This is a genomic window from Cytobacillus sp. FSL W8-0315, assembly GCF_038002905.1.
In the GTDB taxonomy this organism is placed as follows: Bacteria; Bacillota; Bacilli; order Bacillales; family Cytobacillaceae; genus Cytobacillus; species Cytobacillus pseudoceanisediminis.
This window is the reverse complement of sequence record NZ_JBBOOC010000001.1, coordinates 476,659-498,837: the sequence shown is the minus strand read 5'-3', so window position 1 is coordinate 498,837 and position 22,179 is coordinate 476,659. Positions and strand designations below refer to the sequence as shown.

General features: G+C 44.4%; 23 protein-coding genes. 20 read left to right on the top strand and 3 right to left on the bottom strand.

Going from position 1 to position 22,179, the window contains the following annotated elements; all coding sequences use genetic code 11:
* Window positions 1-99: 99 nt before the first annotated feature.
* The 12 genes from MKY20_RS02730 to MKY20_RS02675 are packed head-to-tail and all read left to right on the top strand — an operon-like array spanning window position 100 to window position 9,819.
* Window positions 100-1,572 (top strand): adenosylcobinamide amidohydrolase, encoded by a 1,473-nt coding sequence (locus tag MKY20_RS02730; RefSeq protein ID WP_009336341.1) that lies wholly within the window; start codon window positions 100-102, stop codon window positions 1,570-1,572.
* Window positions 1,569-2,534, top strand: coding sequence for an adenosylcobinamide-phosphate synthase CbiB (cbiB, locus tag MKY20_RS02725; protein ID WP_009336340.1), 966 nt, complete (start codon window positions 1,569-1,571; stop codon window positions 2,532-2,534). Before MKY20_RS02730 ends, cbiB begins: the two co-directional genes overlap by 4 nt.
* Window positions 2,509-3,585, top strand: coding sequence for a threonine-phosphate decarboxylase CobD (gene cobD, locus MKY20_RS02720; RefSeq protein WP_217027370.1), 1,077 nt, complete (start codon window positions 2,509-2,511; stop codon window positions 3,583-3,585). Before cbiB ends, cobD begins: the two co-directional genes overlap by 26 nt.
* Window positions 3,567-4,142 (top strand): bifunctional adenosylcobinamide kinase/adenosylcobinamide-phosphate guanylyltransferase, encoded by a 576-nt coding sequence (locus tag MKY20_RS02715; protein WP_009336338.1) that lies wholly within the window; start codon window positions 3,567-3,569, stop codon window positions 4,140-4,142. Before cobD ends, MKY20_RS02715 begins: the two co-directional genes overlap by 19 nt.
* Window positions 4,139-5,662 (top strand): cobyric acid synthase, encoded by a 1,524-nt coding sequence (locus tag MKY20_RS02710; RefSeq protein ID WP_009336337.1) that lies wholly within the window; start codon window positions 4,139-4,141, stop codon window positions 5,660-5,662. The genes MKY20_RS02715 and MKY20_RS02710 overlap by 4 nt, the downstream gene beginning before the upstream one ends.
* Window positions 5,649-6,440, top strand: a complete 792-nt coding sequence (gene cobS, locus MKY20_RS02705) for an adenosylcobinamide-GDP ribazoletransferase (RefSeq protein WP_009336336.1) — start codon at window positions 5,649-5,651, stop codon at window positions 6,438-6,440. The genes MKY20_RS02710 and cobS overlap by 14 nt, the downstream gene beginning before the upstream one ends.
* Window positions 6,398-7,015, top strand: a complete 618-nt coding sequence (locus tag MKY20_RS02700) for a histidine phosphatase family protein (protein ID WP_009336335.1) — start codon at window positions 6,398-6,400, stop codon at window positions 7,013-7,015. The genes cobS and MKY20_RS02700 overlap by 43 nt, the downstream gene beginning before the upstream one ends.
* Window positions 6,967-7,392, top strand: a complete 426-nt coding sequence (locus MKY20_RS02695) for a bifunctional adenosylcobinamide kinase/adenosylcobinamide-phosphate guanylyltransferase (RefSeq protein WP_009336334.1) — start codon at window positions 6,967-6,969, stop codon at window positions 7,390-7,392. Before MKY20_RS02700 ends, MKY20_RS02695 begins: the two co-directional genes overlap by 49 nt.
* A gap of 15 nt (window positions 7,393-7,407) precedes the next feature.
* Complete coding sequence (locus tag MKY20_RS02690) at window positions 7,408-7,995, top strand: cob(I)yrinic acid a,c-diamide adenosyltransferase (RefSeq protein WP_009336333.1); 588 nt, start codon at window positions 7,408-7,410, stop codon at window positions 7,993-7,995.
* Complete coding sequence (locus MKY20_RS02685) at window positions 7,992-8,486, top strand: ECF transporter S component (RefSeq protein ID WP_217027372.1); 495 nt, start codon at window positions 7,992-7,994, stop codon at window positions 8,484-8,486. The genes MKY20_RS02690 and MKY20_RS02685 overlap by 4 nt, the downstream gene beginning before the upstream one ends.
* Complete coding sequence (locus MKY20_RS02680; RefSeq protein WP_217027376.1) at window positions 8,483-9,202, top strand: ATP-binding protein; 720 nt, start codon at window positions 8,483-8,485, stop codon at window positions 9,200-9,202. The genes MKY20_RS02685 and MKY20_RS02680 overlap by 4 nt, the downstream gene beginning before the upstream one ends.
* 8 nt (window positions 9,203-9,210) lie before the next feature.
* Window positions 9,211-9,819, top strand: coding sequence for a histidine phosphatase family protein (locus MKY20_RS02675; protein ID WP_226280661.1), 609 nt, complete (start codon window positions 9,211-9,213; stop codon window positions 9,817-9,819).
* Window positions 9,820-9,844: 25 nt separating this feature from the next.
* On the opposite strand, the gene MKY20_RS02670 is transcribed toward MKY20_RS02675, so the two are convergent.
* Both MKY20_RS02670 and MKY20_RS02665 read right to left on the bottom strand, forming a co-directional pair.
* Window positions 9,845-10,405 (bottom strand): GNAT family N-acetyltransferase, encoded by a 561-nt coding sequence (locus tag MKY20_RS02670; protein ID WP_217027378.1) that lies wholly within the window; start codon window positions 10,403-10,405, stop codon window positions 9,845-9,847.
* Between the two features lie 16 nt (window positions 10,406-10,421).
* Window positions 10,422-10,910, bottom strand: coding sequence for an 8-oxo-dGTP diphosphatase (locus MKY20_RS02665; protein ID WP_009336328.1), 489 nt, complete (start codon window positions 10,908-10,910; stop codon window positions 10,422-10,424).
* A 113-nt stretch (window positions 10,911-11,023) separates the two neighbouring features.
* Here MKY20_RS02665 and MKY20_RS02660 point away from each other — a divergent pair, with 113 nt between their 5' ends.
* The 3 genes from MKY20_RS02660 (at window position 11,024) to MKY20_RS02650 (ending at window position 13,594) form a co-directional block, all read left to right on the top strand.
* Window positions 11,024-11,407 carry a VOC family protein gene (locus tag MKY20_RS02660; RefSeq protein ID WP_019381237.1) on the top strand — a complete coding sequence of 128 codons (384 nt, stop codon included), beginning with the start codon at window positions 11,024-11,026 and terminating at the stop codon, window positions 11,405-11,407.
* Window positions 11,408-11,632: 225 nt separating this feature from the next.
* The gene (locus MKY20_RS02655) at window positions 11,633-13,099 is read left to right on the top strand and encodes a SulP family inorganic anion transporter (protein ID WP_251175622.1); all 1,467 of its coding nucleotides are present in this window, start codon (window positions 11,633-11,635) and stop codon (window positions 13,097-13,099) included.
* A gap of 75 nt (window positions 13,100-13,174) precedes the next feature.
* Window positions 13,175-13,594 carry a universal stress protein gene (locus MKY20_RS02650; RefSeq protein WP_009336325.1) on the top strand — a complete coding sequence of 140 codons (420 nt, stop codon included), beginning with the start codon at window positions 13,175-13,177 and terminating at the stop codon, window positions 13,592-13,594.
* Between the two features lie 184 nt (window positions 13,595-13,778).
* Here MKY20_RS02650 and MKY20_RS02645 read toward each other — a convergent pair whose 3' ends face one another.
* Window positions 13,779-14,969: a dicarboxylate/amino acid:cation symporter gene (locus MKY20_RS02645; protein ID WP_019381239.1), complete on the bottom strand. Its 1,191-nt coding sequence runs from the start codon at window positions 14,967-14,969 to the stop codon at window positions 13,779-13,781.
* Window positions 14,970-15,443: 474 nt separating this feature from the next.
* On the opposite strand from MKY20_RS02645, the gene MKY20_RS02640 reads away from it, so the two are divergent.
* From MKY20_RS02640 to uvsE, 5 genes are all read left to right on the top strand, one after another.
* On the top strand, window positions 15,444-16,520 hold the full coding sequence (locus MKY20_RS02640; RefSeq protein WP_009336323.1) for a D-alanine--D-alanine ligase: 1,077 nt from the start codon (window positions 15,444-15,446) through the stop codon (window positions 16,518-16,520).
* Window positions 16,521-16,625: 105 nt separating this feature from the next.
* Complete coding sequence (locus MKY20_RS02635) at window positions 16,626-17,999, top strand: UDP-N-acetylmuramoyl-tripeptide--D-alanyl-D-alanine ligase (protein ID WP_251175623.1); 1,374 nt, start codon at window positions 16,626-16,628, stop codon at window positions 17,997-17,999.
* 283 nt (window positions 18,000-18,282) lie between these two features.
* Window positions 18,283-18,978, top strand: coding sequence for an alpha/beta hydrolase (locus tag MKY20_RS02630; RefSeq protein WP_009336321.1), 696 nt, complete (start codon window positions 18,283-18,285; stop codon window positions 18,976-18,978).
* A 506-nt stretch (window positions 18,979-19,484) separates the two neighbouring features.
* Window positions 19,485-20,963 carry a DEAD/DEAH box helicase gene (locus MKY20_RS02625; RefSeq protein WP_019381243.1) on the top strand — a complete coding sequence of 493 codons (1,479 nt, stop codon included), beginning with the start codon at window positions 19,485-19,487 and terminating at the stop codon, window positions 20,961-20,963.
* Between the two features lie 141 nt (window positions 20,964-21,104).
* A complete protein-coding gene (gene uvsE / locus MKY20_RS02620) occupies window positions 21,105-22,067 on the top strand; it encodes a UV DNA damage repair endonuclease UvsE (protein ID WP_009336319.1) in 963 nt (320 codons plus the stop codon).
* The last annotated feature ends 112 nt before the right edge of the window (window positions 22,068-22,179 follow it).

Genomic DNA, 22,179 nt, shown 5'->3' with positions numbered 1-22,179 from the left:
CCATTCAAGGAGGAAGGATTCCCTGGATTTTCTTTGCAGGAACAAGCGGTTTTTGCCTGTTCCGAAGGCATATCTTAGTTCAGAAAGAAGTGGTTAATCATGCTAAGCGTTCAGCAAGTTACTGGCGGATATGCCGGTGCACCGGTTGTGAAAAATATCAGCTTTGAAGTGGAGAAAGGGGAGCTCTTCGGAATACTGGGTCCGAACGGAAGCGGGAAAACCACGATACTGAAGATGCTGAGCGGCATTCTGCCTCATAAGTCAGGAGATATATTGATCAAAGGAAAGAACCTTTCACAGTATACACCGAAAGAGCTTGCAAAAATTATTGCTGTTCTGCCTCAGCACTCCTCTCAGGCTTTTTCCTATACGGTAAAGGAAACTGTTTCCCTCGGCAGATATGCCCATCAAAAGGGGTGGTTCCAGAGCTGGTCCGGCAAAGATGAAGAAGCGGTCAATCGAGTCATGGAGCAGACAGGCATTTCCCATTTTCAGGATTATGATATTCAGCAATTATCCGGCGGCGAAAGACAAAGGGTGTTTTTAGCCCAGGCCCTTGCCCAGGAGCCGGAAATATTATTGCTGGATGAACCGACTAACCATCTGGACTTGTCCTATCAAAAAGAATTGCTTGATCTCCTTTCTGTATGGTCAAAAGACTGCGGGCTGACGGTCATTTCCATTTTTCATGATTTGAATTTGGCCGGCCTGTACTGTGACCGCCTTCTGCTGCTTGAGAATGGTGAAGTCAATATTAACCACGTTCCCAATGAGGTTTTAAAAGAAGGCAGAATACGTGAGGTCTATAGGACGAAGATTGAGAAGCTGCCGCATCCAAGAGTCCCGGCCCCTCAGATGGTTTTGGTGCCCAAACGCTCTCAGGCAGAAAGCCAATCAGTGAATCGAATTGATCGATCCTATCTTGAGGTAAAGGAAGACTTACTTGTCCTTCGCTCCCCATTTCCGCTGAAAACCATGTCATCAGGTGTAACAGGATCGGGCACCGGCTGGAATCGCATATTTCTAAACCGGCATGTGAGCAAGAATTATGATTGCAGTGATCATAGAGCGGAGATGGCGGATTTTGTCCGGGAGATCGGCTTAGAACCCGGGGAAACCGTGGGGATGATGACCGCTGTATATGTTGAAGATCATAGCAGTAAATTTTATGAAGATGGAACCTTTTCTGTGTATGTGGTCGTGACAGCAGGTGTCGGCAATGCTGTTGATGCCTCGAAAAGTGAAGCCCATTCTTATCATCTGACTCCGGGTACAATCAATACATGGGTTTTCGTTAATGGCAATCTGACAGAGGAAGCCTTTATTCAATGCATTATGACTGCAACCGAGGCAAAGACAAGAGCCTTATATGATCAGAAGGTAAAGGATGCAGTCACAGGGACGATAGCGACCGGAACATCGACAGACAGTATTATGATTGCGGCCACGCAGCAGGGAGAATACCTGGAGTATGCGGGCACCATTACACCTCTTGGCAAAATAATCGGAAAAGGTGTCTACGAATGTACTGTTGAGGCAATAAAAAAATCGCAAAGAAGGATAAAGGGATGATTTTAAATCACCTGATCGCTCTAACCTTTGCCTGCATAATAGATAAGCTGATAGGAGACCCGCCAAACTGGCCGCATCCGGTCAGATGGATGGGTGCCCTGATACATAAACTTGAACAAGTTCTTAATAAAGGCCGCTATAGAAAATTAAAAGGGATCATCATGCTATTTATAGTCCTGCTGGCAGCAGGAGGTATAACTTATTTAATCATAGAGCTCTTCTATGAAATTCACCCGGTTGCCGGCATTCTGGCAGAGGGCATTCTTATCTTCACAGCCATTGCGCAAAAGAGTTTAAAAGATGCAGCACTGGAGGTCTATGAGCCTCTGGCAGAAGGAGATATGGAAGAAGCAAGATTAAAGCTTTCATACATTGTCGGCAGGGATACAGATCGATTGGATGAACCAGGCATTGTCAGGGCTGCCGTGGAGACAGTGGCTGAAAACACCAGTGATGGCATTACAGCTCCATTATTTTGGGCCATGATTGGCGGTGCTCCAATGGCCCTTATCTACAGGGCCATTAATACTTGCGATTCCATGGTTGGCCATAGAAATGAAAGGTATATAGATTTTGGGTGGGCATCTGCCAAAGTGGATGATATCGCAAACTGGATCCCGAGCCGGCTGACATCGGTTTGCATCATGCTCACACAAAAGCCGGAGCATTCTCCATATGAGGAAGCATGGGGGATCCTTTTAAGAGATGCACCAAAGCACCCGAGCCCAAATAGCGGCTGGGGCGAAGCAGCTGTTGCAGCCCTCCTGGGGGTTCAGCTGGGAGGAATCAATTTTTATAAGGGTGTAATTTCTAACCGAGCCACGATGGGAAAGCCAATGGTGCTGCTTGAAAAAGAACATATCATAAAAAGCATTTCGATCATGAACAAGACGGTTTTCTTATTCTTGCTTTTATTATGGACAGGAGGGGTGTTCCTTGATTTGGCCTTCACATGGATCTAACCCGCAATATTTATATGAAGCAATTGATAAGCCAATGCCTGAGGAGCGAATTGATTTCAGTGCCAATATCAATCCACTTGGTCCTCCCCGCGAGTTAAAAGAAGGATGGGGCAGTCTATTCCAATTTATTAGCGATTATCCGGATCCCCAATCTTCTCTATTAAAAAGCAAATTGGCGGCTGCAGAGGGAATAAAAGAAACACAGATTCTGGTGGGAAATGGAGGCGCCGAGCTAATCACCCTGATTGGCCGGATGATAGCCGGAAAAAGGGTGCTGATTATTCAGCCGGCCTTTTCGGAATATGAAGAGGCCTGCCGGGTTAATCATTGTACAGTCTCCTATCATCAGCTGGAGCCTGGCGACTGGGATCTCGATATGGAAGCGCTATCTGAAAGGCTGAAAGCCGCTGATGTTGTTTTCTTCTGCAACCCAAATAACCCGACAGGTATTTTTTACCCATCTTCCATTGTAAAGGAATTAATTGAGAAGTGTCATACCCATAGCTGCCTGCTTATTATGGATGAAGCTTTTTATGACTTTGCCTGCGACTATCAATCAATCGTTCCTTTCATAGAAAAGGATTCGAATGTTGTGGTGCTGCGCTCCATGACAAAGATGTTTTCGATACCGGGCCTGCGCCTTGGATACATGATGGCAAGTGAGAGGTTAATTGAAGAAGCAGCTTCTCTAAAGCCGCACTGGAGTGTAAATGCCCTCGCTTTAAAAGCAGGGGAATGGTGTCTGGACAGCAAAGAGCATGTCAGGCTGACAAAGAATTTAATCCGGCAGGAGAGAGATAGGCTGGTTCAATTTTATCAGCAATTGGATTTTGAGGTTTCTCCTTCTTCAGTTAATTTCTATTTGTTGAGAGATCCGAGATTTGATGTGCAGCTGCCTCTTTTTCGATTTTTGCTTGAGAAAGGAATTATCCCGAGGCACACAATGAATTTCCCAGGTCTGGAAGGGAGATGGCTGCGCTTTGCGATTAAAGGGCCGAAAGACAACGATGTGCTGATGGAGGCGATGCGGCAATGGCGGAAGGATCGCTGATTTTTATCTCCGGTGGAGTGCGGAGCGGAAAAAGCTCCTTTGCAGAGAGGACTGCTGCCGGGCTGGCAATAAAGACGGAAGGAAAGCTTCAGTATATTGCTGCAGGAAAAGCGTACGATTCCGAGATGAAGGTACGGATTCAGAGGCACCAGGATGACCGGGAAAAGAGCGGTTTGAGCTGGACAACCTGGGAGAAGCCTTCCGCACTTGAAGAGATCTCGGGAAACTTTAACAATCAGGACATTATTCTTTTCGATTGCTTGACCACTCTCTTGAATAATGAACTTTTTAGAGCGGAAGATGTTTGGCGGAACAGAGAATTCCAGGAAAGTCTATCATCTGATATTCTCAGGGCCATCACAGAAATCCGCAAAAAATGCAGGGCCTTGATCGTTGTCAGCAACGAAGTCTTGAATGAGCCAATTGGCAAAAATGAACTGGTGATTACATATTCAAAAATACTTGGGACGCTTCACAGGAATTTAGTAAATATGGCTGATGAAGCCTATCTTGTTGAAGCTGGCATCCCCATACAAATGAAAGGAGAACCGGAATGAAAGGGATAATGATTCAGGGAACTTCATCCGATGCCGGGAAAAGCCTGATTGCTACGGCTCTTTGCCGGGCATTCTCCAATGAAGGTTTCCGTACGGCTCCTTTTAAATCCCAGAATATGTCCAATAATTCATACGTGACAAAGGATGGAAATGAAATCGGCAGGGCACAGGGCATTCAGGCTGAAGCGGCAAGAACTGAAGCTGCTGTCTGGATGAATCCTATTCTCCTTAAGCCTCAATCCGCTCAGAATGCGGAGGTCATTCTCCTTGGAAAAGCAGTCAATTCCCTATCAGGAAGAAGCTATCGGGAATCCTTTTATGAAAAGGGACTGGAGACCATCAGAGAGGCACTGAGTCTGCTTGATGCTCAATACGAACTGCTTGTGATAGAGGGGGCTGGCAGCCCTGTTGAAATTAATTTAAAAGATAAAGAGCTTGTTAATATGAAAGTAGCCGAAATGGCGGATGTGCCTGTCATCCTGGTTGCCGATATTGACAGGGGCGGTGTTTTTGCCAGCATTGTCGGAACCCTGGAGCTTTTCACCAAACAGGAAAGACAGCGGGTTGCGGGCATTATCATTAATAAATTCCGCGGAGATATCACGCTGTTTGAGGATGGCATCCGCTGGATCGAGGAAAGGACGGGCATTCCTGTCCTCGGGGTTCTTCCTTACTTGGATGACCATATGATCGATGCAGAGGATTCCCTATCCATTCAGGCTGCTGTTCCAAGGGCTGGAGGAGGCATTCTGGACATTGCAGTGCTTCGGCCGCCATTTATTTCAAACTTCAGTGACATTGATCCGTTTTACTATGAAGATGACGTGAACATTAGATGGGTAAGGCATCTATCGGAAGCTGGCTCACCTGATGCGGTGATCATTCCCGGCACAAAGAGCACGATTCGCGATTTGCGCTATTTCAAGGAAAAAGGTCTGGCGGACTGGATTGTGCGCTATGCTGCCGATGGAGGTTCTATTGCCGGCATTTGTGGAGGATACCAGATGCTCGGCAGGAGATTAATCGATATGGCAGGTTCTGATACCGGGAACCCTAATGAAAAGGAAAAAGGCTTGAATTTGATACCGGCAGATACCATTTTTCATGAACGCAAGAAGACGGTGCAGGTGAAGGGCAGTTTGCATTCAAGCACGAACCTTCCCGTAAAGGAAATCTTGGATGGATATGAAATCCATTTAGGTGAAACAGTTCTTGAAGAAGACTTTGATGGCAATCGCCTTCTTCTGCTTCAAAATGGCGAAGAAGATGGATTCTATGGAAATGAAGGCCGTCTGGTAGGGACGTATATGCACCACATCTTCCATAATGATGAATGGAGGGGTGAGTGGCTTAATTCCCTGCGCAAACAAAAAGGCATTCCAAGTAAGGAGCCTGTCCGAATAAAAGCCTTGAAGGATAGGAAATACAACGAACTGGCGGAAAATATGATTCAGCATCTTGATTGGGGAAAATTGAAGGAAATCGTCTTTAGCTGGAGAAAACAGAATGAAATGGCTTAAAGGGTTATTGATCAACCTTCAATTTTTCACAAGCATTCCCATTCCAATGTCTCTGCCGATGGATAAGCCTCATTTGGAGAAGGCAATCAGAACCTTCCCCATAGCCGGCCTCATTCAGGGGAGCATATACGCATTTATTCTCTATGCTTTTCTTGAATGGACTCCTTTTTCACTCTTGGCTGCGGCTTTTGCCGTCTGGCTGGCCGGCATTTTGCTGACCGGCGGGATTCATCTTGATGGGTGGATGGATGCGAGCGATGCGTTCTTCTCCTATCGCGATCAGAAGAGGCGGCTGGAAATCATGAGTGATCCCCGGGTGGGGGCGTTCGGTGTGCTGTCCATCATCGTATTGCTGGGTACCCGTTTTCTATTTATCTATGAAATTGTACTTTTATCAAATCTATATTCCTTTTTTTTAATCGCAGTGATTCCATTTTTAAGCAAGATGGTAATGGGGGTATTGCTGATAAAAGTTAAGGCAGCCAAAACAGAGGGGCTGGGCTCATTATTTCAGCAGGCTGCTTCGAAAACCACCTTATCTATTTACCCTATCTTCCTTCTGGCCGCCGCGGCAGCTGCCGGGCTGGCAGGTTACCCGGCCATTGTTGGGTTTCTTATCATGGTTCTTTTTTCAATATTGTTATTCGCATTTTTATCAAGGAAAGTCATTGCCTGGTTTGGCGGAATGACAGGGGATGTACTTGGGGCCAGTGTGGAAGGGACGGAGGTGTTTTTATGGATGATACTGTGGCTGTTGCATTACTTCGTCATGGGCTGACAGAAGCCAATAAGTCCCATGCTTATCTGGGCTGGACAGACTCCCCTTTGTGTCCGGAACATAGGGATAAGCTTGCCGCGGCGCCTCAAGACTATAGAAGAATATTTGCAAGTGATTTAGGCAGATGCATGAAGACGGCAGCTATTCTTTTCCCGGATCATTCTATTGAACCATGTCCCGAATGGAGAGAAATGCATTTTGGTGAGTGGGATGGCCGGACGTATCAAGAGCTGAAAGATACCCCGGCTTATCAAAAATGGCTGGAAGATCCTTTCTCAGGGGTGGTGCCCGGAGGGGAATCCTTTTCAGCATTTACAGCAAGAGTTGATAAAGGGTGGCAAAATTTAACCGATCAATTGCTCCGGAAGGATATGCGCGATGCTGCTGTTATTACACACGGCGGAGTCATAAGATACCTTCTTGGAAAGTATGCACCGGAGAAAAAAGAATTCTGGGAATGGCAAGTTCCGTTTGGAAGAGGCTATGAGCTAAGGTGGACACGGGAAGAGTTTAGGAGGGGAGAGAGATGCACTTCATTACAGGAGGCGCCTTTAACGGGAAATCCCGATGGGTAAAGAGATTATATCAATTGGATGATACTCCTCATAAATGGTTTTCAGCTTATCATGGTGAGATGACCGGCGATTTGGATCAAAACCTAATCGTCTATGAGGGAATCGAGCTGATGATTAAGGAATGGTCCCAAGCGCTGGAGTTTGAAGAGATTCGGGACAAGTGGCAGGAGATGCTGGCAAAATGGCAGGCGTGGGAAAAAACAGCTGTCAATCGAAAGATCGTTTTAATCGGATCTGATATTTCAAAAGGCATTGTTCCAATGGAAGCAGCTGACCGAAAGTGGCGGGATGCGTCAGGCTGGGCCTTTCAGGATGCCGCTGCCGCTGCAGATAGAGTTGATTTGATTTGGTATGGCATCAGTCAAAATATAAAATGAAATGGGGAATTGCTGATGAAACTTTATACACGAACTGGTGATGAGGGAAAAACAAGCATTATCGGAGGCAGGGTGGAAAAGGATGATGTAAGGGTTGAAGCATACGGAACAGTGGATGAAGTAAACTGTTTTGTAGGGCAAGCTATGACACAGCTGGATCCGTCCATTTTTCAGGATGTCCTGGAGGATCTGGAGAAGATTCAGCATGAGCTTTTTGACTGTGGCGGTGACCTTGCAAATGTTTCGAAAAAGCGGGAGCTGAAATTGACGAAGGAATCTGTAGACTATTTGGAGACTAAGATTGATCAATTGATTGAGGAAGCGCCAAAGCTTGAAAGGTTTATTCTGCCTGGGGGAGCACCTGCATCTGCATCCATTCATATTGCCAGGACAGTAACCCGGAGAGCGGAGCGGCTTGTGGTTTCACTAAAAAAAGCGGATCCGGAAACCTCTGCAGTGGCACTGAAATTCCTGAATCGTTTATCTGATTACTTCTTTGCCCTGGCAAGAGTGGTTAATTTCCGTCTTAACCAGAAAGATGTGGAGTATGTGCGCAGTGCTAATGTATTCCGTGAAGGAAAGCGCAAGGAGGATAAAGAATGAAAAGCATGCGATTGGGCATGGCAGCCATGCTTGTTGCACTGACAGCAGTCGGCGCAGCGATTAAAGTTCCGGCCATTATCGGAAGCGTGGCACTGGATGCATTTCCTGCTTTGCTTGCAGCCGTGCTGCTTGGAGGCTATGGCGGTGCGGCCGTTGCTGCCATCGGACATTTGCTGTCGGCGTTATTGGGCGGCATGCCTTTAGGGCCGCTTCATCTCCTGATTGCTGTTGAAATGGCACTGTTAGCCTTTATTTTCAGTTCTTTATATCAGAGAGGCCGGCACTGGCTGGGGGGAATTCTTTTTGTGTTAGGCAATGCCTTTGCAGCCCCGCTTCCATTTATCTTTTTAATGGGCCAGGCCTTTTACCTGGCAATTGTGCCTTCTCTTTTTATAGGCTCTGTGATAAATGCTGTTATTGCTTATATAGCGATTCCGAGACTTGTCAAGCTTGTGGGCCCGGCTATGACCAAAGCGGGTGCTGAGCAGTGAGGGATGTCTTAAGCCTTCCTTTTAATTCTGAAGAAATGATTGTGGTAGCCAGTGATAACAGCGGAGCAATCGGCGAGAAAGAACAGGATGCTGTCCAGGTTCCTTACGAGACTGTTTCGTATTATTCCTTCCGTGTCGCTGTCATGGAATGTTTGTCAGCAGGTGCTCAGCCATTTGCTGCTGCCCTTCAGAATTTCTGCGGAAATGATGCCTGGGATCAGCTTATACGGGGCATTAAGAAGGGGGCTGATGAATTGGGTCTAAAGGAGCTGCAAATCACCGGCAGTACAGAAAGCAATTTTAACCTGCTTCAATCTGCAATAGGTTTATCTGTACTTGGCAAAAGGCAGGGAGCGCTTCCTGCTGAGACCCTAATTTATACAGATGATACAAGGATAGCGGTTATTGGTTCACCTTTGGTTGGCCAGGAGCTGATTGAGAGAGAGGCGGAGGCAGCACCCCTGGAGCTTTTTAAAATCATTAACTCCATTAAAGATACTGAGACGCTTCCAGTAGGTTCAAAAGGCATTCTGAACGAGCTGAACGGGATGTTCTCCAATAGAGAGTTTGAGGTTAAGGACCTTGAATCAGAAGTGGACTTGGAAAAATCAGCAGGCCCATCCACTTGTTTTATAGCCGTTTTTTCCGAAGATAAATCGGAAGAAATCAGGAAATTGGCAGGAAGTTATTTTCATATACTGAAAAGAAAGGCATGAAAAGAGGGATGCTGACTTTATATATCATCCGGCATGGTGAAACGGAATGGAACAAAGCGAAAAGAATGCAGGGTCGCCTGGACTCTGATTTAACGGAGAAAGGCAGACGTGATGCGAAGCTGCTTGGAGAAAGAATAAAGGATATAGAATTTAAGCGTATGATATCTTCACCGAGCAAACGGACTTTACATACAGCACAGCTTGTAAGAGGAACAAGGCAGATTCCGGTCGAAACAGATGAAAGGCTTATGGAAATAGATCTTGGTGATTGGCAGGGAAGAGTGGAAAGTGAAATAAGGGATCTTTATCCGGCTGCGTTCGATGCCTATTGGAACCGGCCGGAGTCCTATGAAAGTGCAGGAGGAGAAAGCTTTTATGATGTGGCAAACCGCGTTGCTTCCTTTCTGGAAGACTTGCAAAAGACCTCATCAGAAGGCAGTGTGCTGATTATTACCCATGCAGTTGCTGTCAAAGCTCTGTATATGCTTTGCCGCAATGCTGCTGTCGAACGCATTTGGGATCCGCCCTTCATTCATGGAACCAGCCTGACCATCCTGCAGATCGATCAGGATAAAAAGGAATTCCTCTTAGAAGGATGCATGGCTCACTGCGAATAAGGTTTAGGCTCGTTAAAGAACGAGCCTATTTTTTATTGATGACCTTTTCTTCCCATTCTTCCCTCAGAATGCCCATCCGGATGCTATCATAATACTTCCCATTAACAATCCGGCATTTCCGCATTTTACCTTCAAGCTGCATGCCGATCTTTTCAGCGGCTTTCATCATTCTTTTGTTGCCTGACCAGGTGGTAATACCTACCCGGGCAAGCGGAAGAGAGGAAAATAGAAAGTCCACCCACAGAGTAAGAGCCTCTGTTCCATAACCCCCATTCCAATACTCGGGATTGTGAATTACAATTCCTGCTTCAAGCCAATTAGAATCTCGATGCTCCCAGTAGTATCCCACAATGCCGATTACTTTTTCCGACGCTGCAATTACCATGCTGCTAGGCAGATATTCTTCTGCCTTTTGGAGGAATTCCTGTTTATATGTTTCAAAGTCTTTATGCTCAAGAGGAAAATAGGGAGCATCCCATCTTTTCCACTCAGGGTTGTCTGTTCCGTAAATATAGTCCCATAAAATAGGCAAATCCTCTTCCTGTATGGGACGAATCTTCACCTTTAGGGCTGTATCTTCGATCATAGCGGGTACCCCTCCATTAAATCTTAGTAAAAACCCTTGTCTTGCTTGTTCCTTCTGTGTTGTGCTCTTCATCCCAAACTGAATGGATCTCAAAAGTCCCTTCTTTGAAAAAAAGCGGCAGCTTTCTCTTGAACCAATCCTGCATGGGAAGGTCCCTTGCATCTTGTCTCGAAACCCACTGCAATTCTCCTTCAGGAGGATCCGCAAGAAGTCTTCCTTCAAAGGAGTCTGCCAGATAATTAAATACCATGTAGCGGACATTCATCTGGGGGTTTACGTACTCATCCCAGCCTTTAAAAATAATATTTTTGACGTGCAGCCCGGTCTCCTCAAGCACTTCGCGTTTTGCTGCGTCCGTAATGCTCTCGGGAAACTCTACTTTTCCGCCTGGTGCGAGATAGCCAGGGAAGCCTTTATAATCCGGGCGTTTTATGAGGAGGATCTGATCTCCGTCTGCAACCATGCACATCGTGTACATCTGATGTTCGATTTCTTTCCAGTTCATTGCTGCACCTCTATTAATAATGATTCCAAAGTTTATACATTCTTTTAAAAGGAGAAAATACCTCCCTTATTGAAATCATATCATGACTAGAAAATTTGAAGAGGTGACCATAAATGGAATTGAAGATGGGGTATGTCATTCTATATGCGGAAAGCCTGGAAAGAACGAAGCATTTTTATGGTGAATTGCTGGGTCTGAAGCTTAGGAATGAATTTGGAACTTACATCGAGTATGATACAGGCAGCACCATTCTTTCTTTTAATACGAGAGAAGGAGGACGGGAAGTCACCGGGCTTCCGATACCGGATGGATTAAGAAAGGAGCAGACATTTGAGCTGGGCTTTGTCACAGAAGAGGTAGAAGCGGCAGTTGAAAAGCTAAAGGCCGCCGGAGTCCCTGTCCTGCTCGAGCCTGTTGAAAAGCCTTGGGGCCAGAAAGTGGCATATGTGCAAGACCCGGATGGACATTATATTGAGATTTGTTCGCCTATAGGATAATAATTGACTCTGCTCCAGGGTCATTTTTTTGTTGGAAATTATTTTTTATATGCATAGGAATCTGTTGGTTTCAAAAGAAAAACATAGATTTTAAGTGTTTTTAGCGCTTACATAAAGGTTTGTAAATATAAGTAAATGTGTTATGATTCTATATGTTTTTGTCGGCCCGACTTTGATGAGAGTTCAAAGTCATTACTATAAATCTATTAATAAAGAGGTGTTTATTTGAAAGTTTTATCAAAAAAAGAACAATGGTTTGGCAATGTTAAGGGAGACATTCTTGCTGGAATCGTAGTGGCATTGGCACTAATTCCAGAAGCGATTGCATTCTCGATTATTGCTGGTGTCGATCCAATGGTTGGATTGTATGCTTCTTTCTGTATTGCTGTAACCATTTCAATAGTTGGCGGAAGGCCTGGAATGATTTCTGCTGCAACTGGTGCGATGGCGTTATTAATGGTTACATTAGTAGCCGATCACGGACTGCAGTATTTATTTGCTGCGACCATTTTGACGGGAATTCTTCAGATCTTATTTGGTGTGCTTAAGCTGGCCCGCTTTATGAAATTCATTCCGCGTGCGGTTATGATTGGGTTTGTTAACGCACTGGCTATATTGATTTTCATGGCGCAGCTTGAACAGTTTGTAGATGCTACATGGGTAATGTATGCGATGGTTGCCGGTGCATTGGCGATTATTTATATTTTCCCGAGATTTACTAAAGCAGTGCCATCTCCTCTGGTGGCTATTATTGTTATTACTATCATTGCCATCATGACAAAGAGTGATGTGCGCACAGTTGGCGACATGGGAACTATCACATCAGCCCTTCCGGCATTCTTTATACCGGATGTTCCATTTAACCTTGAGACTCTGAAGATTATTTTCCCATACTCTATTGCCCTTGCGATCGTAGGCTTGCTTGAATCCTTGCTGACTGCATCCATAGTTGATGACATGACCGATACAGCCAGTAATAAGAATATGGAAAGCCGCGGACAGGGAATTGCGAATATCGTGGCAGGTCTATTCGGCGGAATGGCAGGCTGTGCCATGATTGGACAATCCGTCATAAATGTGAAATCTGGCGGAAGAGGCAGACTGTCCGCTTTGGTAGCCGGCACATTCCTTATGTTTCTGATTTTAGTTTTGGGGAATATTGTCGTTCAAATACCGATGGCTGCATTAGTCGGTGTTATGATCATGGTTTCGATCGGTACTTTTGATTGGTCATCCATTAAGGGACTTGCTAAGACGCCTGTCACAGATTCGATTGTTATGGTTACAACGACTGTTACAACTGTTTTCACTCATGACTTATCCAAAGGAGTTTTCGCGGGGATCATCCTAAGTGCGATCTTCTTTGTTGCTAAAATTTCGAAAGTGCATGTTGCATCACGAATTGAAGGAGATAAGAAAATATACGCTGTAACAGGCCAGGTTTTCTTTGCTTCTGTAGATGAACTTGTAGCAGCATTCGACTTTAATGATGAATTAAAAGAAGTTGAAATTGATTTTACACAGGCGCATGTATGGGATGACTCAGGTGTCGCTGCCATAGATAAGATTGTAATAAAGCTTCGTGACAACGGTGTGCTGGTACGCCTATCAGGATTAAACGCGCCAAGCTCGAACTTGATTGAGCGTTTGGCCGTTCACCGCAAACCTGGTGCGAAATTTTCCGGCCATTAAAAAACTGGAATGAATACCACAGTCAGCTTCGACTGTGGTATTTTTTTTATAAGAATAGGTAAGGGGTGAGGCTCTGTGTTTAAAAAAATACTGATTGCTGCAGATGGATCCGATCATTCGATTCGTGCAGCCGCTAAAGCCATTCAACTGGCCGAACAGAATCCTGATTCTGAAATTACCGTAGTCTATGCTGTTGATGGCCAGACCTCAAAAGAAGATATCCTTCATCATTTTGATAAGAGTATAGTGGACCAGGTGAGAAAAAAACGCTTAGAGCCAATAGAAAACTTATTAAAAGAAAAGGGCATTTCATATGAAATAAAAATCCTGCAGGGAGAGCCTGGACCAGCCATTGTGGAATTTTCCAACAAAATGGATTTTGATGTTGCAGTAGTTGGCAGCCGGGGTCTGAATACTCTTCAGGAAATGGTGCTCGGAAGTGTTAGCCATAAAATAGCCAAACGTGTGAAAGCGCCTGTTTTGATTGTTAAGTAAAGTTCGGATATATACTTTTCACTTTCCTGGTAATGTAAAGCGGATGCTGCGCCAAGTGAACGATATACCGATAAAATATAATAGGCTGCTAAACTAGACTAAGTGACCGATATGCCGGCTTAGTGCTGCAAAATTCATAAAAACCGCACAAAAAAGATGTCCCCGCAGGGACATCTTTTTTCAATTAGCCGGCTTTCACAGCAGATTGAGGCTGAAGTTTCTTATCTTTGCCGCTTACCTTATCAGACAGCAACGTCAGAGCACCATCACCTGTTACATTACATGCAGTTCCAAAGCTGTCCTGGGCAAGGTATAGGGCGATCATAAGCGCAAGCATGGTCTCATTGAATCCGAGCATGCTATCAAGCAGACCCAATGCGGCCATGACAGCCCCTCCTGGGACACCGGGAGCTGCAATCATTGTGATGCCAAGCATTAAAATGAAAGGCAGGATTTCTGCAAATGATGCCGTTTGACCCTGCAGCATCATCACGGCGATCGCACAGCTCACAATGGTGATCGTGCTTCCGGAGAGATGAATCGTTGCCAGTAATGGAACGGAGAAATCCGCGACTTTTTCACGTGCACCAAGCTTTTTAACCTGCTTAAGTGTAACAGGAATGGTGGATGCGGATGATTGAGTACCAAGTGCCGTAAAGTAGGCAGGCATCATATTTTTCATGAGTCTAAGCGGATTGGCTTTCATAAGACTGCCGGCCGCTGAGTATTGAAGCAGTAAAAATAAAAGATGAAGAGCAATAATCATGACAAAGACTTTGGCAAATACAGAAATAATGGCGCCAACCTGTCCGCCCTGCGTCATATTGGCGAAAATCCCAAAAATATGGACAGGAAGCAATGGAATGATGACTTTTTCAATCAGTTTTTCAATAATATCACGGAAATCATTCATAGCATTTTGCAGAGTGTTTCCTTTGATCGCAGCCAATCCGAGGCCTAGAGTGAATGAAATCAGCAGTGCCGTCATGACCCCCATTACAGGAGGCATGTCCACCTGGAAAAAGGGTGAAAGCAAAGCATCCTCAGGATTCTCAAACTCTTTGAAGCTTTGGTTTTTTAAAAGAACAGGATATAACACCGTCGCAGAAAAATAGGCGACTAAACCAGCAGTGATCGTAGAAGCATAGGCAAAACCAGTTGTAATCCCCAGCAGTTTCCCTGCGCCTTTTCCCATGCTCCCAATACCTGGCGCGATAAATCCGATAATAATTAATGGAATCGCAAAACCAAGAAAGTTTCCGAACAATCCATTAAAAGTAGCAAATAGCTGAATAAGCCATTCAGGAGAAAAAGAACCTAATAAAATACCCAGTGCAATGGCTGCAATTATTCTGGGAAGCAAACCGAACTTCATTTTTATGTCCTCCTAAAAAATACAGTTGTTTTTGTTAGGAGGATTATATCCTGTTTTACGTTAAAAGTTAATAGATAAAGGTTTTGTTATAATAATAAAATAAGTCTGATTATTCACCAAGGATTAAGGTTTTTTCTCGTTAATTGCTCTATAGTAGGCGGTTAAACGTTTTCTTAAGATAATAATAGGAAAAAGGGAGTTTAATTTAATGCCAGAAAAGGAAATTATTTTACTGGTTTCAGATAAGAAAAGTTTCCTTTTTCAGGGCCATTTCATACATATAGGAATATGGGCGTATGTGGAGAAAAAAATTCCTGTGGAATTGAACATGTAATCACTCCCTTTCTTAAATGTGAAAGTGTTACAATAAAGAGTAGCTTGAATGAACATATAAATCAGCTAAGGAAAAAAAATGAAGGAATAAAGCGGCATGAGAAGCCGGTTAGTCCATGATCGAATATTGGAGGTTCTTTTATGAAAACGAAGGTTGGCCTTTTGTACGGCGGAAAATCTGCAGAGCATAAAGTATCGATGCAGACTGCAATGGCTGTGATTAAAGCATTGGATTTGGAGAAATTTGAAATTCATCCTATTTATATATCTGAAGAAGGTCAATGGGTAAAGGGCCCTCAATTGCAAGGGCCTGTTTCCAGTGTGAAGGAGCTGGAATTTTCCCAGGGGGAAGCACTACCTCCAACAGCTTTGGCACCTACTCTTTTCCAGGGTGCCCAGGATAAAGGTCCATTTGATGTAATCTTCCCGCTGCTTCATGGTCCAAACGGGGAAGACGGCACGGTTCAAGGTTTGCTTGAGCTGCTTAACCTGCCATATGTGGGAAATGGAGTATTGGCTTCATCTGCAGGGATGGATAAAGTCATTATGAAGAATATCTTTGCACAGGCTGGTCTGCCGCAGGTGAAGTATGTCTGGTTTATCCGCAGTGAGTGGGAAAATGAGACGGAGGCAGCCTATGACCAGGTGGAAAGGGAACTCGGGTACCCGTGTTTTGTAAAACCGGCCAACCTGGGTTCGAGTGTAGGAATCAGTAAGTGCATGAACCGTTCAGAGCTTGAGGAAGCATTCAAAGAAGCTTTCCAATTTGACCGTAAAATTATCATCGAAGAAGGCGTTACAGCCAGAGAAATTGAAGCTGGCGTATTGGGCAATGATTATCCGGAATGTTCTGTTGCCGGTGAGATTGTCCCGAAAGTTGAATTCTATGACTATAAAGCCAAATATGAAGATGGGGACACAGCATTAATCATTCCTGCTGAAATCTCAGAAATTGAGTACAGTGAACTGAGAGACATGGCCATTAAAGCATTTAAAGCCCTTGACTGCTCAGGTCTGGTCAGAGCTGATTTCTTTTTAACAAGAGAGGGTAAGCTATACATTAATGAAGTCAATACAATGCCAGGCTTTACACCTTTCAGCATGTTCCCGCTTCTGTGGAAGCATACGGGAGTAGAATACCCTCAGCTGATCGAAAGGCTTGTTAATCTGGCCATCGAACGCCATGCTGAGAAACAAAGCATTAAACACACAATGTAAAAAGATATAATTGTTGAAGGAAACACGGCATATCTGTCGTGTTCCTTTTGTTCATACATAACTGGCAATATGAGCCTTTCATAATGCCGAAACAGGAGGCGCCATATGATAAAGAAAACACTTCAGGAAATTGAACAAATGATAAAGATCGAGAATGATGTTTCATCTTTTCATAATACATCCATACAGGGCGTCAGCATTGACTCCAGAAAAATCGGGCGGGGTAATTTGTTCGTCCCATTCAAAGGGGAAAATTCAGACGGCCATCGATTTGTAGAAGATGCCATCGAAAAAGGGGCAGCCGCAGCCTTTTGGCAAAAGGATGTTCCCAATCCCCCTCTTCATCTTCCAATCCTGATCGTCGAAGATACACTAACGGCTCTTCAGGAATTGGCTAGAAGCTATCGTGATGAATTAAAGATAAAAGTCGCAGGCATTACAGGAAGCAACGGCAAAACAACCACCAAGGATATGACCGCAAACCTTCTTTCCGTGCAATATAAAGTTCAAAAAACCGAAGGTAACTTTAACAATCATATCGGTTTGCCCTTAACCATTCTGGCTCTTGAGGAAGATACGGAAATCGCGGTGCTGGAAATGGGGATGAGCGGCAGGGGAGAAATCGATTTCCTTACGAAGCTTGCCCGCCCGGACGCTGTGATTATTACGAATATAGGCGAATCCCACCTTCAGGATTTAGGTTCCAGAGAAGGGATTGCAGAAGCTAAGCTTGAGATCGTAAATGGACTCCAGGAAAATGGCCTGGTTATTTATTACGGCGACGAGCCTCTCTTGGATGAAAAACTGAAATCCTACAATGGTTCGGCAGCTTTAAGAACTTTTGGAAGAACCGGGAAAAATGATGTGTACCCGATGGATATCAAGCAGAATGACAGCGGCAGCACGTTTGGGATTAATGTGTCCAGCGGGAAGTTTTATCTGCCTGTGTTAGGCACCCATAATGTTCTAAATGCCCTGGCAGCCATGATTGCAGCAGCCCATTTTGGCGTTCCGTACGAAAAGATGAACGAAGGCTTCGCAAGCTTAAAGCTGACGAATATGAGGATGGAACTTCTCGAGGGCCAAAGTGGAGAAAAAATCATCAATGATGCTTATAATGCGAGTCCAACATCCATGAATGCGGCGATTGAACTGATTGCCAACCTGCCAGGGTATAAAAAGAAAATTCTTGTTCTGGGCGATATGCTGGAGCTTGGTCCGCAGGAGGAGGATTTCCATTACTCCACAGGAAAATCTGTGGATCCTGAAAAGGTTGATTATGTATTTACTTTCGGCAAGCTTGGCGAATATATCGCCAAGGGAGCGAAGGAGGTACTTCCTCACGAACGGGTGGCCGCCTTTACTGACAAACAGCCGCTGATCGAAGAGCTGAAGAAACATGTGGATCCGGAAACGATTATACTGGTTAAGGCATCCCGGGGCATGAAACTGGAAGAAGTTGTCTCTGCCCTTCAATAATTGCTAAGAAAAAAATAACAACAACACTTTAACAGATAGAATGGTAAGACTAAAACAGCTGGAAAATAACATGTAATTCTCATACCTTGTTAATTTTGTTATTGTATATATCTGTTATTATAGGAAATAAACCCCTGTTTCACGTGAAACAGGGGTTTAAATTATTTTTATATAGTTCCTTTGTTATAATTTTTATCTTCTAACAGGTTTGATTAGTATGGCAAAAAGGAAAAAGTGTAAAATAGAATTGACTTAGATTATAAAAAATGGCGGTGACTCGAGGATGATTGGCTGCATGTGCATACATGGTTTTACAGGAGCTCCATTTGAAGTAGAGCCTTTGGCAGAATATTTGAAAGAACATACAGACTGGGAGATTTCCGTGCCGACATTGCCGGGTCATGGCGATGAACTTAAGCTGAAAGGAATTGCCTATAACAAATGGATTGAGCATGCAGAGGAAGAGCTGAAAAGGCTGATAAGCCGCTGTGAGAAAGTGTATGTAATCGGCTTTTCGATGGGCGGCCTGATCGCCAGCTACTTAACAGTGCATTACCCTGTGGATAAGCTGGTTCTGCTCAGTGCAGCTGCTTATTACGTAAATCCAAAACAGCTTTTCTTCGATATTAAAGAGATGGCAAGGGATGCCTTCAAGGGAAACCTGGCCGACAATGAGATGTTCGTCAGATATAAGCGGAAAATAAGTGCGACACCGATTACGGCAACTCTTCAATTCCGCAGGCTTGTGGCCTCTATCAAACCTATCTTAAATCAGATCACTGTGCCGACATTGATTGCGCAAGGTGAAAGTGATGGAGTGGTGCCTCCGCGAAGTGCCAGATATTTATACAATAATATAAGTTCATCGGCCAAAAAATTAATTTTTATAAAGGACTCCAAACATCTTATCTGCCATTGCGGAGAAGGGGAACGCCTCTTTCAGGAGATCCTTGGTTTTCTTCAAAAAAAGCCGGAATGATAAGGTTTTCAGCCAGCCTTCAAGTTTGCAATGCTTACTTGAAAATGGTAATATAAACACCAAAGTGCCAACAGGAACTTCTTTTGAGAACCCGGACATGCTCCAGCAGGAGAATGTCTTTTTTCATTAAATACAGAGGTATTGCGGAGAACGTCATACTTCAGTATGGCCATAAATAGATGAGTGCTTTCTCGTTGTTAGAACTCATCTTTAGAGACCTGATTGTCCGTGAACAATTTGGATAGAATTTACCCTCATCCTTTCCTCAAGCGGGTTTCATAGTGAGTGGGACTCTTCTTAACGAAACATAACCGCACTTTTTATAAAAATAAGAAGTTAAAGCATCTAGAGACCGGGTACTGCCGGTTAAAAGGCTCCTTACGGGGTGCCCTAACTTTTCTTATAATCGTCCGGAAGAGTGACTCATAGGCCAATTTTCAGGAGAATTCCTGCCTGCAGGTTTGCAGGGACAAAATTTTTCTATGATTAGAAGGAGAATGAATACATTGACAAAGTTTCAAGACTTGGGCATCAGCCCGGCGACAATGAAATCACTGAAGCGAATGGGATTTGAAGAAGCGACTCCTATTCAGGCCCAGACCATTCCGTTAAGTTTAGAGAATAAAGACCTGATCGGTCAGGCGCAGACAGGAACAGGAAAAACTGCTGCATTCGGAATCCCGATGATTGATAAAATCGACAACACGAAGGATTTCATTCAGGGAATTGTGATTGCTCCGACTCGCGAGCTGGCAATTCAGGTATCGGAAGAACTGTATAAAATCGGCTACGGCAAAAGAACGAAAGTCCTATCCATTTATGGAGGGCAGGATATTAATCGCCAAATCCGCGCCTTGAAGAACAAACCGCATATCATTGTTGGAACGCCAGGACGTATTTTGGACCACATAAACCGCAAAACAATGCGTCTTGACCATGTCCATACAGCCATTCTTGACGAAGCGGATGAAATGCTTAACATGGGATTCATTGATGATATTGAAGCAATCCTTGCCCAAATTCCGGAAGAGCGCCAGACCCTGCTTTTCTCTGCTACAATGCCTGCGCCAATCCGCAGAATGGCAGAACGCTTCATGAAGGAACCCCAAATTGTCCGCGTAAAAGCAAAGGAAATGACTGTATCATCTATTGAACAATACTATATTGAAGTGCATGAAAAGAATAAATTTGATGTGCTGACAAGACTTCTGGATATTCAATCACCGGAATTGGCAATCGTATTCGGACGTACAAAGCGCCGTGTCGATGAACTGGCTGAAGCCTTGAATCTTCGCGGATACATGGCTGAAGGAATCCACGGTGACTTAAGCCAGGCTAAAAGGATTTCTGTTCTTCGCAAGTTCAAAGAGGGAAGCATTGACGTCCTCGTTGCAACAGATGTTGCTGCACGAGGCTTGGATATTTCCGGTGTCACACATGTATACAATTTTGATATTCCTCAGGATCCTGAAAGCTATGTTCACCGCATCGGCCGTACAGGACGTGCTGGAAAAACAGGTGTTGCGATGACATTCATTAATCCGCGCGAAAAATCGTATCTGCATGTCGTAGAACGTACAACCAAGAGGAAAATGGAACGCATGGATGCTCCAACACTGGATGAGGCCCTTGAAGGCCAGCAGAAAGCAGTCATGGAAAAAATCATGCAAACCATTGAGGAAAACAATCTTGAGAGCTATAAAGAAGCAGCTGATGAGCTCCTTGCACAAAAGGATGCTTCAACAGTGGTTCAAGCCGTGCTGAAGATGCTGACAAAAGAACCGGATACAACTCCTGTTAAATTAACAGAGGAAAAGCCGCTTCCATCTAAGCGCGACAGAAAGCCGAATGACCGCAGCCGCGGAGGCTATAACGGAAAAGGCAGACAAGGAGGCCAGAAAGGATCATATAAATCCCGTCAAGGCCACACTGGAAAACGTCAAAGCCACAATAACCGTTCAAATAGCAGCAGCAGCTATCGTTAAACGGTTACTTTAAAAAGGAGAGCAGAGATTCTGCTCTCCTTTTCTTTTTAATTTGCTCCCACTATTATAAGGGCCATCCATCTGCAATTTCTCAGCGGCAGCCGTACATACTAAGGGAAAAACAATGCGGGAGGAATCGACATGACGATTGTACGCCTTGGGTATGTCGCGATGAGTATGAATCTGAAAAACGCGTCACCATCGCAAACGATGACGTTTAAGCAATTCTCGGCCATTAAAGACCGCGAGGCGGCTATAGCAAGACTGGAGCGGATTGCCGTATCAAATCTCGAAAACTGCCTAAGGCTGCTAAAGCACAATGTGGCCCATGATATCCATTTTTTTCGCTTTAGCTCCCGGCTGATTCCTCTTGCCAATCATGAGGAACTTTCTGATTGGAAGTATATGCACTCTCTTAAAGAAGCTCTATCCAAAATTGGTGACTTTCTGGATGGACACCCTATGCGGGTGGATTTTCATCCAGACCATTTTGTGCTCCTTAATACACCGAAAGTTGATACATTGAATATGTCCATTAAAACACTGGCAATGCATGAAGCCCTGCTGAAAGGCATGAGGCTGAATCCAGCTCACCGCTGTGTTCTGCATGTGGGCGGAGGATATGATGATAAAGAGAAGGCTCTCGAACAATTTATCCATAATTGGGGCTTTACACCTTCAGGAATCCAGCAAATGATTATCCTCGAGAATGACGATACCACCTTTACCCTTGATGATACGCTTTATCTTTGTGAAAAGCTTGGGATTCCGCTTGTATTTGATTACCACCATCACCTTGCCAATTTTGAGAATGATAACTGGACGGAGCAATGGGAAAGGGTCGCAGCGACATGGGATCATTCAGAATTGCCTGTGAAAATGCATATTTCCAGTCCGAAATCAGACAAAGATTTCAGAGCGCATGCCGATTATATTAATGCTGATATGTTCATGGAGTTTCTTCAGAACATTAAGGGGTCAGTGCCTGAGATTCATTGCATGATCGAAGCGAAAATGAAGGATAGCGCACTATTTAAGCTTTCTGAAGATTTAAGAACGAACCCCGATCTGACTTTTATTGATTCATCCAGCTTTGAAATATAAGTAGTACCCCCGCTTTTTTCATAAAAGGGAGACACTTCTTTTTTCTGTCATGTATACTTATAGAAGTGAAAGAGCTGATCCAAAGAAATGTGCTGATGAGGTTCTTAGCGAG